At 62.6% G+C, this 12,412-nt stretch carries 9 protein-coding genes; 2 read left to right on the top strand and 7 right to left on the bottom strand.

The features are described from left to right. Nucleotides 1-36: 36 nt before the first annotated feature. The 7 genes from betA to ALTERO38_RS16490 all read right to left on the bottom strand — a co-directional run bounded on the left by betA (nucleotide 37) and on the right by ALTERO38_RS16490 (nucleotide 8,368). Nucleotides 37-1,752, bottom strand: a complete 1,716-nt coding sequence (betA, locus tag ALTERO38_RS16520; RefSeq protein ID WP_148926911.1) for a choline dehydrogenase — start codon at nucleotides 1,750-1,752, stop codon at nucleotides 37-39. 83 nt (nucleotides 1,753-1,835) lie between these two features. After that, nucleotides 1,836-3,308 carry a betaine-aldehyde dehydrogenase gene (betB, locus tag ALTERO38_RS16515; RefSeq protein ID WP_159969040.1) on the bottom strand — a complete coding sequence of 491 codons (1,473 nt, stop codon included), beginning with the start codon at nucleotides 3,306-3,308 and terminating at the stop codon, nucleotides 1,836-1,838. 41 nt (nucleotides 3,309-3,349) lie between these two features. Next, complete coding sequence (gene betI, locus ALTERO38_RS16510; RefSeq protein ID WP_064481439.1) at nucleotides 3,350-3,937, bottom strand: transcriptional regulator BetI; 588 nt, start codon at nucleotides 3,935-3,937, stop codon at nucleotides 3,350-3,352. 296 nt (nucleotides 3,938-4,233) lie between these two features. Continuing rightward, a complete protein-coding gene (locus ALTERO38_RS16505; RefSeq protein WP_159969039.1) occupies nucleotides 4,234-5,088 on the bottom strand; it encodes a glycine betaine ABC transporter substrate-binding protein in 855 nt (284 codons plus the stop codon). Nucleotides 5,089-5,302: 214 nt separating this feature from the next. Further along, nucleotides 5,303-6,247 (bottom strand): choline ABC transporter substrate-binding protein, encoded by a 945-nt coding sequence (locus ALTERO38_RS16500; protein WP_159969038.1) that lies wholly within the window; start codon nucleotides 6,245-6,247, stop codon nucleotides 5,303-5,305. A gap of 34 nt (nucleotides 6,248-6,281) precedes the next feature. Continuing rightward, on the bottom strand, nucleotides 6,282-7,169 hold the full coding sequence (locus ALTERO38_RS16495) for a proline/glycine betaine ABC transporter permease (RefSeq protein ID WP_178114603.1): 888 nt from the start codon (nucleotides 7,167-7,169) through the stop codon (nucleotides 6,282-6,284). 2 nt (nucleotides 7,170-7,171) lie between these two features. Further along, nucleotides 7,172-8,368, bottom strand: coding sequence for a glycine betaine/L-proline ABC transporter ATP-binding protein (locus ALTERO38_RS16490; protein ID WP_148926906.1), 1,197 nt, complete (start codon nucleotides 8,366-8,368; stop codon nucleotides 7,172-7,174). 1,005 nt (nucleotides 8,369-9,373) lie between these two features. On the opposite strand from ALTERO38_RS16490, the gene ALTERO38_RS16485 reads away from it, so the two are divergent. Together ALTERO38_RS16485 and ALTERO38_RS16480 are read left to right on the top strand one after the other, a co-directional pair. Then, a complete protein-coding gene (locus ALTERO38_RS16485; RefSeq protein WP_148926905.1) occupies nucleotides 9,374-10,750 on the top strand; it encodes an L-serine ammonia-lyase in 1,377 nt (458 codons plus the stop codon). Between the two features lie 394 nt (nucleotides 10,751-11,144). Then, nucleotides 11,145-12,242 (top strand): GlxA family transcriptional regulator, encoded by a 1,098-nt coding sequence (locus ALTERO38_RS16480; protein WP_102837938.1) that lies wholly within the window; start codon nucleotides 11,145-11,147, stop codon nucleotides 12,240-12,242. Nucleotides 12,243-12,412 lie beyond the last annotated feature (170 nt).

Here is a 12,412-nt window from a genome sequence, read left to right as displayed (position 1 = left end):
GGATGAGAAGAGCCTCTTCACCCTTCCATCGGCGCCCTAGACCAGAACGCTTTCAGCCTGAGGTGCGGCCGCCGGTTGTGGCTGCGGTACGCTGCGAGCCGGGGCGTCTCCGGCGACGTAGTAGGACGCGGTGCTGCGGGGCAGCGGCGTGCGGCCGCGGATCCGGTCGGCGAGCTTCTCGGCCATCATGATGGTGGGTGCGTTGAGGTTGCCGGTGGTGATCAGCGGCATGATCGAGGCGTCGATCACCCGCAGCCCGTCGAGGCCGTGTACGCGGCCCTGACCGTCGACCACGGCCATGTCGTCCTCACCCATCTTGCAGGAGCAGGAGGGATGGAAGGCGGTTTCGGCGTGCTGGCGGACAAAGTCATCCAGTTCGGCATCGCTCTGGACATCCGCGCCAGGGCTCAGCTCGCGACCGCGATAAGGGTCCAGCGCCGATTGCGCCATGATTTCCCGGGTGATGCGGATGCCGTCGCGGAATTCCTGCCAGTCCTGCTCGCAGGACATGTAATTGAACAGAATGCTCGGGTGCTGGCGCGGGTCCCTTGACCGTGCATGTACGCGCCCGCGGCTGGGCGAGCGCATGGAGCCGACGTGGGCCTGGAAGCCGTGCTCCTTTACCGCATTGCTGCCGTTGTAGTTAATCGCCACCGGCAGGAAGTGGTACTGGATGTTCGGCCATTCGAACTCGGCACGCGAACGAATGAAACCGCCGGCCTCGAACTGGTTGCTCGCGCCGATACCCTTGCCGAGAAACAGCCACTCGGCGCCGATCAGCGGCTGGTTGTGCATCTGCAGCGCGGGGTAGAGCGAGACCGGCTGTTTGCAGGCGTACTGCAGGTACATCTCCAGGTGGTCCTGCAGGTTGGCGCCTACGCCCGGAAGCTCGTGAACGATCGGAATGCCGAGTTCGCGCAGCAGCGCGCCCGGGCCCACGCCCGAGCGTTGCAGAATCTGTGGCGAGGCGATGGCGCCGCTGCAGAGCAGCACTTCACGCCTGGCGTGGACGGTCACTGGTGTGTCGCTGGTGCCGTGCAGGTAGGCCGCGCCGATGGCCCGCTTGCCGCTGAACAGGATGCGATCGGTCAGCGCATGGGTCACGATGGTCAGGTTCGGCCGGCCACGGGCCATGTCCAGATAGCCGCGCGCGGTGCTGGCGCGACGGCCGTTGGGGGTGACCGTGCGGTCCATCGGGCCGAAGCCTTCCTGGCGATAGCCGTTGAGGTCGTCGGTTTCCGGATAACCGGCCTGCACGCCGGCCTCGATCATGGCGCGGAACAGCGGGTTGTTGCCGGGCTTGGGCGTGCTCACGCTCACCGGACCGTCACCGCCGTGGTAGTCGTTGGGGCCGATGTCGCGGGTTTCGGCCTTGCGGAAGTAGGGCAGGCAGTCGAGGTAGCTCCAGTCTTCCAGGCCGGGCGCTTTGGCCCAGCCGTCGTAGTCCATGGCGTTACCGCGGATGTAGCACATGCCGTTGATCAGCGAGGAGCCGCCCAGGCCCTTGCCGCGACCACATTCCATGCGGCGGTTGTTCATGTGCGGTTCGGGATCGGTCTCGTAGGCCCAGTTATAGCGTCGCCCCTGTAGCGGAAAGGCGAGCGCGGCGGGCATCTGGGTACGGAAGTCCATCCGGTAGTCCGGCCCTCCGGCTTCGAGCAGCAGCACGCTGACATCCGCGTCCTCGGTCAGCCGGGTGGCCAGCACGTTACCGGCCGATCCGGCGCCGATGATGATGTAGTCGTATTCCATCAAAGCAGCATCCTCCCGAATGGAGACCGGCAGTCTCGCGCCATCAGCAGGCACGAAAGCGCGGCCCTTGCTTACGTTACCGGTCAGAACGCCGAGACGAATTCGCCCAGTTCGACCTGGATCGACTTGGTGCGCGTGTAGTGCGCCAGGGCCGTCAGGCCGTTCTCGCGGCCTACGCCGGATTGCTTGTAGCCGCCTACGGGCATTTCGGCAGGCGATTCGCCCCAGGTGTTGATCCAGCAGATGCCCGCTTCGAGCTGATGAATGACGCGATGTGCACGTGCCAGATCCTGGGTGACGATTCCTGCGGCGAGGCCGTAGTCGGTGTCATTGGCACGGCGGATCACTTCCGCTTCGTCGTCAAAGATCAGGATGCTCATCACCGGGCCGAAGATTTCCTCACGCACGATGCGCATGTCATCCCGGCAGTCACTGAACACGGTCGGCGCGACATAGGCGCCCTTGGCGTATTCGCCTTCGGTCACCCGCGTCCCGCCCCAGAGCACGCGTGCGCCCTCGGCACGGCCCGACTCGATGTAATCGAGCACGCTGTCCATGTGTGCGTAGCCCACCAGCGGGCCGAAGTTGGTTCGCTCGTCCAGCGGATCACCCAGGCGGATACGCTTGACCCGCTCGAGCACCTTGGCTTCGAACCGCGCCTGCAACGAACGCGGGATGAACACGCGGGTGCCGTTGGTGCACACCTGGCCGGAGCTGAAGAAGTTGGCCATGACGGCGATGTCTGCCGCACGGTTGAGATTGGCGTCTTCGAAGATGATCAGCGGCGACTTGCCGCCCAGCTCCATGGTCACGTCTTTGAGTGAGGAGCTGGAGGCGCTGGCCATGACCTGCTTGCCGGTGCGAGTGCCGCCGGTGAAGGAGATCTTCTCGATGCCCGGGTCCTCGGTGAGCCAGGTGCCGACTTCCCGGCCGCTGCCGGTGAGGACGTTGAACACGCCGTCCGGCAGGCCTGCCTCGGTATAGATCTCGGCCAGCTTCAGCGTGGTCAGGGAGGTCATTTCGCTGGGTTTGAAGATCATGGCGTTGCCGGCTGCCAGTGCCGGCGCGGACTTCCACAGCGCGATCTGGATCGGGTAGTTCCAGGCACCGATGCCCGCCACCACACCCAGCGGCTCGCGGCGGGTGTAGACGAAGCTGGTGTCGCGCAACGGGATCTGCTCGCCTTCGATGGCCGGAACCAGGCCGGCGTAATACTCCAGCACATCAGCGCCGGTGACGATGTCCACGGCGCGGGTTTCAGTCAGCGGCTTGCCAGTGTCGAGTGTTTCCAGTTCGGCCAGCTCGTCGTTGCGTTCGCGCAGGATGTCCACCGCGCGTCGCAGGATGCGTGAGCGCTGCATGGCGGTCATGGCGGCCCAGACCTTTTGTCCGGCAGCGGCGCTGGCGACCGCCTTGTCGACGTCATCACGCGAGGCTCGCTGCAATTCGGCTAGTACTTCGCCGGTCGCCGGGTTGACCGTCTCGAAGGTCGCGCCGCTGGTGGCGTCGACGTAACGGCCATCGATATAGAGTTGCTGCTGCTCGAAACGGGGCATGGTCATCCTCGCGCGGTGCGTGTGGAGAGGTGGGGAGCAGCTCAGCGGTTAGCCAGGAGCTGATCCAGGTAGTCGTCGGCCAGTTGCAGCGCCTGCTCGATGTCGAAGTCATCGCCGGCCAGCGCACCGCGCAACCAGAGACCGTCGATCAGTGCTGCCATGCCACGCGCGGCCGAGCGTGCCTTTTCCTGGGGCAGGACACGGCGGAACTCGCAGCAGAGATTCGAATACAGGCGGTGGTCGTTGATTCTCTGCAAGCGGTGCAGGGAGGGCTGGTGCATGCTGAACGCCCAGAACGCCAGCCAGGTCTTCATCGCCGGGCCATTGACCTGGCTGTCGTCGAAGTTGCCTTCGATGATGGCTTTCAGATGTGCGCGAGGACTGTCGTCGGCAAGCTGCTCGCGGCGCGTGCGAACGGCCTGGTTGAGCGCCTTCATCAGGTGCCGCATGGTCGCTTCGAGCAGGCCGTTCTTGTCCTGAAAGTAGTGCGCGATGATGCCGTTCGACACCCCTGCCAGGCGCGCAATCATGGAGATGCTGGCATCGCTCATGCCGACCTGGTCCACCGCCTCGAGAGTCGCGTGTATCAGCTGCTTGCGTCTTATAGGCTGCATACCAAGCTTGGGCATTTTTTGAGAATCCGGTCAGGTTTAGACTGGCGACCAGACTAGAGTCTTTTTATTGAACGCTCAATCAATAAAAGAGCGGTTGTCGATATTCGGCATATTCGTGTCGCGCATCGAGTGCGGTGGACAGCTGTGCGGCCGATGCCACCAGCGAACCCGCGCGCCATGGCGTAGCGCATGTCGCAAGAGAGGTTATTGATATCGCCATACCCCATCTGACTGCGCGCCCGTATACGACCGCAGGGTGTCGAGCGACGCCCGGCAAGGGCGTCGCTCGTGATGGGTAAAGAGCGGGGCGGTTATTCGAGCCACTCGGCGACGCGATCCGGATGCTTTTCCACCCACTCGCGGGCGGCAGCTTCAGGCTTGGCGCCGTCGCGGATCGCCAGCATGACTTCGCCAACTTCCTCGGCGCCCCAGCTGAATTTCTTCAGGAAGGCCTCGGCTTCGGGAGCCTTGCTGGCGAGCCCCGGGTTGGCGACCGTATCGACGTGCTCGTCGTCACCGAAAACCTTCTTCGGGTCTTCCAGGAAGCGCAGATCCCACTTGGCGAACATCCAGTGCGGGATCCAGCCGGTGACGACGATCGGTTCCTTGGCCTTTTCCGCACGGGTCAGCGCGGTGGTCATGGCCGGTCCCGAGCTGGGCATCAGGCGCAGGTCCAGGTCGTACTGCTTGATCGCGTCCTCGGTCCGCCGCATGACACCAGCGCCGGCATCGATCCCGGTGATCTTGCCGTCGAATGCATCGCTGTACTGGTTGAGGTCCTCGATGCTTTTCGCCTCCACGTAGTCCGGCACGATCAGGCCGATCTTGGCGCCTTCGTAGTTGGTGCCGAGCACCACGATCTTGTCCTTCAGTTTCTCGAAGTATTCGCCGTGGGTGGCTGGCAGCCAGGCGGAGAGGGTAGCGTCGAGGTCGCCGCGCGCCACGCCCTGCCACATGATGGCCGGTTCTACCGGTTGCAGCTTGACGGTGTAGCCCAGCTTGCTTTGCAGAATTTCGCCCGCCACGTGGGTGGCGGCGACGCTGTCGTCCCAACCGTTGACGTAGCCGATTTTCAGCTCGGGCTTGTCCGCCGCCATGCTGGCCGCCATGCCGAGCGCCATGCTGGCGGCGCCGAGGCCGCAAAGGAGATGCTTGATCAGACTCATGCGTGTTAGCTCCATGTCAGGAAAAGTGGCAGTGATGCCGACCGAGGCCCATACCAGGGCTCAAGGTTGTTGCTGGCGCCTCACTTGCAAAGTGGGGCCCCACGCGCGGTTCCGATACGCGACCTGCGCACCGATAGAGAAAGGGGTTGGATTGGCGCGAGCCGGTCAGGAGCCTGGCGTGTCTGCCGAGGCTGCCTGGCTGACTAGGTATCCGTCAGAAACCGACGAACTTCTTCACGGCCGCAACGCCGTCCTGACCGTCCCGGGTGGTCACCCCGGCCAGCCACTGGTCGAGGGCGTCCGGGTTGTCCTTGATCCATTGCTTGGCGACGGTCTGTGGATCGTCACGCTCAAGGGCCATCTGCATCAGCTCGCTTTCCATCGGCACGCTGAACTGCAGGTTCTGCAGCAGCTTCCCGACGTTCGAGCAGCGCTCCAGATAGCCTTGCGGCACCACGGTAAACACCTTGGCGGCACCGAAGTCAGGCCCGAACACCTCGTCGCCACCGGCGAGGTAGGTCAGGTCGTACTGGGAGTTCATCGGGTGGGGCGCCCAGCCGAGGAAGACCACGGGCTCCTTCTTCCGAATGGCACGTTGCACCTGGACCAGCATGCCGGCTTCGCTGGACTCGACCATGCGGAAGTCGCCGAGCCCGAACTGGTCGTTCTTGATCATCTTCTCGATCAGCAAGTTGCCGTCGTTGCCCGGCTCGATCGCGTAGATCCGGCCTCCCAGCTGATCCTTGAACTTGGCAATATCCTGGAAGCTTTTCAGACCCGCTTCGGCTGCATAGGTGGGCACCGCCAGGGTGTATTTGGCGCCCACCAGGTTGGGCGACTCGAGCACCTTGACGCCACCGTCCTTGGTGAACGGCTCGATGACCGCATCCATGGAGGGTGACCAATAGCCGAGAAACGCATCGATCTGCTTGTTTTTAACCCCGGTAAAGGCGATCGGTACCGACGCCATCACTTTGCTCGGGTCATAGCCCAGCCCTTCGGTCAGGACCATCGCAACCCCCGTGGTCGCGGCGATGTCGGCCCAGCCGATCTCGGCGAAACGCACCTTCTCGCAGCTTGCGGGCTCCTGTGCCCAAGCGCTTTGCAGCAGTGTGCAGGCGAGCAGGCCGATACCCGTTATCGTCTTGAACGTGGTCATTCTGATTTCCTTTTTCCGAATGGGGTCGTTGCGATTACTGGCCCTGCGGTCTGAGCTTGGTCGTCACCCATGTGTACCAAGTGGCTTTCTGCGTGGCCCGCTTGGCGGTGCCAAAGCTTTCGGTGATCCGGTCCAGGATGATCGCCAGCAGAACTACCGCCATGCCGCTTTCGAAGCCGAGGCCGATGTCCAATCGCTGAATGCTCGCCAGCACGTCATTGCCCAAGCCTCCGGCACCCACCATCGAGGCGATGATCACCATCGACAGCGCCATCATGATGGTCTGGTTCACCCCGGCCATGATCGACGGCATGGCGTTTGGCAGCTGCACCTTGAACAGCAGCTGCCGGCCGTTGCAGCCGAACGATTGGCCAGCTTCGACGATCTCCTTGTTGACCTGGCGGATGCCCAGGTTGGTCAGGCGCACGGCCGGCGGCATGGCGAAGATCACGGTGGCGATGATGCCGGGCACGCGGCCGAGGCCGAACAGCATCGCCGCCGGAATCAGGTAGACGAACGCCGGCATGGTCTGCATGAAGTCCAGGATCGGGCGGGTGATCATCGCCACGCGTTCGCTGCGTGCCGACCAGATGCCCAGCGGGATGCCGAGCAGCAGGCTGATGAGCGTGGCGGAGAAGGTCAGGCCGAGGGTCACCACGGTCTGCTCCCAGAAGCCGGTGAGCACGATGAGTACGAAAGACACAGCGGTGAAGGCGGCGAACCGGGCGCCGATGCGCCACAACCCGAGGCCAACGAAGAGGGCGATCAGCAGCCAGGCCGGCGGCAGCATCAGCAACGCTTCGATACCTTCGGAAAATCCGCTGACGACACCTCCGAGGCTGTCGAAGGCGCCGCTGTAATTTTCCAGCAGGTGTTGGACGACGTCGTTGACCCAGCTTCCGAGATCGAGTTCTTTGCTCATGATCATTCCTCCTGCAGGCGAGTCAGAAGGCGGCCTTTACTGATGGCGCCCGCATAGAACCCCTGGCTGTCCACCACGGGCATGGGTCCCTCGTTATCCACCAGGCGTCCGATGATCTGGTCCAGCGGCTGGTCTTCGGTGAGGGGGGCGATCTGCTTCAGCAGATTGGCCTCGAGGGCACAGGTCCGGCCGTTCTCGACCAGCAAAGCCAGACGTTCCAGGCTGATCGAGCCGCGAAAGCGTTTTTCTTCATCGACGACGAAGGCGTAGTGCTTGTCCAGCGCCTGCAGGTCCTGGCAGACCTTCAGGGCATCCGGGGCCTTGCCGTTGTGCACGTAGAGCGGGACGCTGTCGGCCTTGAGCTGGCCGGCGGTGAGGTAACGGCTGGTGTTGACGGTTTCGAAGAAGTTGCGCACGTAGCTGCTGGCAGGGTTGTCGACCAGCTCCTGCGGCGTACCGACCTGAATCAGCTTGCCGCCTTCCATGATGCCGATGCGGTTACCGATGCGCATGGCCTCCTCGATGTCATGGGAGACAAAGATGATCGTGCGTCGGTGGGTCTTCTGCAGTTCCAGCAGGACGTCCTGCATCTCCCGGCGCTTGAGCGGGTCGAGCGCGGAAAAGGCCTCGTCCATGATGATCATCGAAGGGTTGACCGCCAGGGCACGGGCCAGGCCGACGCGCTGTTGCATGCCACCGGAGAGTTCGTGCGGAAACTTGTGCGCGAAGGTGTCGAGACCGACCTGCTTGAGCACCGTCATGGCGCGCTGCTCGCGCTCCTTGCGCCCGACGCCGGCGACCTCGAGGCCGAAGGCGGCGTTGTCCAGCACCGTGCGCGAGGGCATCAGGGCGAACGACTGGAAGACCATGCTCATGTCACGTCGACGCAGGTCGATGAGTTGCGAGTGGGGCAATTTGGCGACGTTCTGCCCATCGATGAAGACGTCTCCGGCGCTGGGCTCGATCAGGCGGTTGATCAGGCGTATCAGCGTGGATTTGCCGGAGCCGGACAGGCCCATCAGGACGAAGATTTCGCCTTCCTCGACGCTGAACGACACATCGCTAACGCCGATGACCGCGTTACGCTCGGCGAGAATCTTGTCCTTGCTCCAGCCTTGCTTGAGCAAGGTGATGGCTTCTTGTTCGTGTGGGCCGAAGACCTTGTACAGGTTCTCGACGACGATCTTTCCAGACTGCATGGGACGGTTCCCTCAGTAGACATCCAGCTCAGCTAAACGGAGGCCGCAAGCGCACGCAGCGCTCGACGGCTGTTGCCAACTGCTCAATGGCGTAATCGGTAGTCATGTACCGGGCTGAAGCGATCTTGCGGTCGCTCGACGCGCAGCAGTCGCCAGGCGAAATGAGCGACTCATCTCGCGCGTCTGCAGGCTCGGCGTCGTGGCGTTTCACCGCTGTGTCGTGACCGCTTCTACCCTTGGCAGTGCTAGTAAGTTCATCGTGGTTCGTACGCCCCCTGCGGAGCGGAGCCGGTACCCATTATTGTTATCTGCTCAGCCGTTGGGGACGGCTGAAGCTACGTCGTGCAAGGCCTCCAATCACCGCCGCACCAGGCGCCGGCTGTGGAACATGACTCAACGATAGGCCGCTTTGGGCACGACAATTGTCGAGTTACGACGCCTACATACTGAACGGCGACATGCGCCCTTTTTTATTCATGAGCGAAAAAAATTCATCACGATGATGGTGCAGATTTCCAGCTGTTTGCTATGAAGTGAACCAATACGGCGCATTCGGCCAGTAAAAGAGGCGCTGGGGTGACGGCAATATGAGCGTAGGTCATGTTGTGGGCTCGGCTTGTTTCCCATAGCTCGGAGCATATGGGATCTGCTCTGCATCCATGGGCCTTGACGTGGCCGCGCAATGCGGAACGGGGCAAGCGCCGCCGCAGCGACCTGAGTCAGATGGCAGCTAAAGGCGCAGCCCTTCGTTTATCTGTAGCTAACGCTCTCGTAATCAGCGACCGGCTGGTGGCGGTGGCCGTGCTTCCCCGTTCATGCGCGTCCAAGGTGGTTGCAGCTTGGCTGATGGCACCTTGAATAGCCGTTGCACCGGGCAAGACCGGCTGGTCATAAACTGGGCAACCTGACGGAATTGGGCATGACCACGTCGGTGCCAGACTTCTATGTGTTCGCAAAACCACCATGATGGCGCCTGTCTTCAGGGCTTCCAGTGGAGCGTTTAGCGTGGCGATCAGCGTATTCGACCTTTTCAAAATCGGCATCGGGCCTTCCAGTTCCCATACCGTCGGACCGATGCTCGCCGGGGCGCTTTTTGTCGATGCCTTGCGCGAGCGCCAAATGCTCGAGCGTGTATGTCGAGTCGAAGTGCGCCTGTATGGCTCGCTGTCGGCCACCGGGGTCGGGCATGGCACCGATAACGCCGTGATCATGGGCCTGATGGGCGAGCGACCGGACGTTATCGATCCGGAGCAGATCGCCCCGCGCATTGCCGCACTTCGATCCTGCGGCCAGCTACGGCTCGACGGGCAGTGGCCGATCGCCTTCGACTGGTCCAAAGACCTGCTCCTGCTCGAGGAAAATCTGCCGTATCACCCCAATGCCGTCACCTTCATCGCGTACGGACATTCCGGTGTGCTGCACGAGGACACCTACTACTCCGTCGGCGGTGGATTCGTGGTCAACGCGGAGCAGGCCGCTGCCGGGCTGCTGGACCAGGACCACACCGTACTGCCCTATGATTTTTCCAATGCTGTCGAACTGCTGGTGCTGTGCAAGCGCCACGGCATGCGCGTCAGTGAACTGATGATGGCCAACGAGATGGCCTGGCGCAGCGAGGCGGAGATTCGCCAGGGGCTGTTGCGCCTGTGGGAGGCGATGAAGCTGTGTGTCACCAATGGCTTGCGTCATGAAGGCATATTGCCCGGCGGGCTGAAGGTCCGGCGGCGTGCCGCCAGGCTGCACCAGAACCTGTTGGAGCTGGGCAAGCCGAACGTCATCGGCACGACCATGAGCGCCATGGAGTGGGTGAACCTGTTCGCCCTAGCGGTCAACGAGGAAAACGCAGCGGGCGGGCGCATGGTTACGGCGCCTACCAACGGCGCAGCCGGCATCATTCCGGCTGTGCTGCACTACTACATGAAATTCCATCCGGAAGCGTCCGATAACGACGTGGTCGACTACCTGCTCGCCGCGGCGTCGATTGGCATTCTGTGCAAGAAGAACGCCTCCATTTCCGGCGCTGAGGTGGGTTGTCAGGGTGAGGTGGGTTCCGCCTGCGCCATGGCCGCGGCTGGCCTGGCCGAACTGCTCGGCGCGACACCCGAGCAGTTGGAGAACGCGGCGGAAATCGGTCTCGAGCACAACCTGGGACTTACTTGCGACCCCGTCGGCGGACTGGTTCAGGTGCCGTGTATCGAACGCAACGCGATCGCGGCGATGAAGGCGATCAATGCGGCGCAGATGGCGATGCGTGGTGACGGCGAGCATTTCATCTCGCTCGACCGTGTCATCCGCACGATGCGTGACACGGGTGCCGACATGCACGACAAGTACAAAGAAACGTCCCGTGGCGGCCTGGCGGTCAATGCCATCGAATGCTGAGTCGAACGGGTGCATCGGGCCCTTCGTGACGGCCCGTTGCGGTGCATTCTTCGCCCAGCGCGGGCGCTCGAACTCAGTCATCTGCACCCCGACTGTTACCCAGCCCTGTTACCTGAGAGCGACAGTGTGCGGATCGCGCCAAAAGGCGCCCCACACTGCTACCAAAGTGCTCACAGGCAGATAACCCCCGACCTTTACACTGTTCTATCTGCGTCACGCGAGGCGCATGACGGGGGCGTTTCAGAGGTGCTAACTTTTAATTGAACGCGCATTCAAAGTAGGCACGCTGTTTGCCTTCTTTATAAGCAAAACCAGGCGCTAGCCAGCGCTGCACACTACAAGAAAAAGAGCCTCTTCGAAGGCTCGTGATAATTGCCTACCGTGAGGGTCCGTCATGTCACAGATCAACCCAGGGTCACAGCCCCCGAACCGGCTCCCACAGACCATCGGCTTTCTGCTGCTGGACAACTTCACCCTGATTTCCCTGGCCTCGGCCGTGGAACCGCTGCGGATGGCCAATCAGCTGTCCGGCAAAGAGCTGTACCGCTGGTTCACCGTGACCCAGTCGGGACAGCCCGTCAGCGCCAGCGACGGCCTGCAGATCACGCCGGACGCCAGCTTCGAGACCTCGCCCAGCCTGGACAGCGTCATTGTCTGCGGCGGTGTGGATATTCAGCACAGCGTGACGCGCGAGCATCTGCACTGGCTGCAGACACAAGCGCGTCATGGCCGTCAGCTTGGCGCGGTGTGCACCGGCAGTTGGGCGCTGGCCAAGGCCGGCTTGCTCGATGGTTTTGACTGCAGCGTGCACTGGGAATGCCTGGCCGCAATGCAGGAAGCCTTCCCGCGTACCTCCGTCACCCCTCGGCTGTTCTCCATCGACCGCAATCGCCACACCGCCTCCGGCGGCACCGCGCCCATGGATCTGATGCTGCAACTGATTGGCGCCCGGCATGGACGTGAACTGGCCGCGGCCATCTCCGACATGTTCATGTACGAGCGGATCCGCAGTGAACAGGATCTACAGCGCGTGCCCCTCAAGCACATGCTGGGCACCAACCAGCCGAAGCTGCTGGAGATCGTGGCCCTGATGGAGGCTAACCTCGAAGAACTGATCGACCTGGACGAACTGGCCTGCTACGTGAGCGTGTCGCGGCGCCAGCTCGAACGGTTGTTCCAGAAATACCTGCACTGCTCGCCGTCGCGCTATTACCTCAAGCTGCGGCTGATTCGTGCGCGCCAGCTGCTCAAGCAGACGCCGATGTCGATCATCGAAGTGGCTTCGGTCTGCGGCTTCGTTTCGACCCCGCACTTCTCCAAGTGCTACCGCGAGTTCTTCGGCATTCCGCCGCGTGACGAACGCTCGGGCCAGCAGTCGGCGCAGGTTGTTGCGCTGATACCGCGTCCCGGCGAGGCCAGCAGAAATCCTGCCACTGTCGCCGCGTTGCAGCGTGCTCAGGGAGAGTCGACATTCGCCAGCGTGCGCATCTGACGTAGCGCACGCTCTGGTTGATAAAGGTGGGTGACGATGTCATCCACCTTTTTTTTTGCAGTTTTTTGGGTAGAAGCTGCGTGCTGTTTTGTGACGACCCTGCCTGCTTCGGAACTGCTTGTTCGAGCTGTGGCCATGGCGCACCTGTGACGCTACCATGCCACGTCACA

This window comes from Pseudomonas sp. 9Ag, assembly GCF_902506445.1.
In the GTDB taxonomy this organism is placed as follows: Bacteria; Pseudomonadota; Gammaproteobacteria; order Pseudomonadales; family Pseudomonadaceae; genus Stutzerimonas; species Stutzerimonas stutzeri_AB.
The sequence above is the reverse complement of the archived record's forward strand: the minus strand, read 5'-3'. Positions and strand labels throughout refer to the sequence as shown.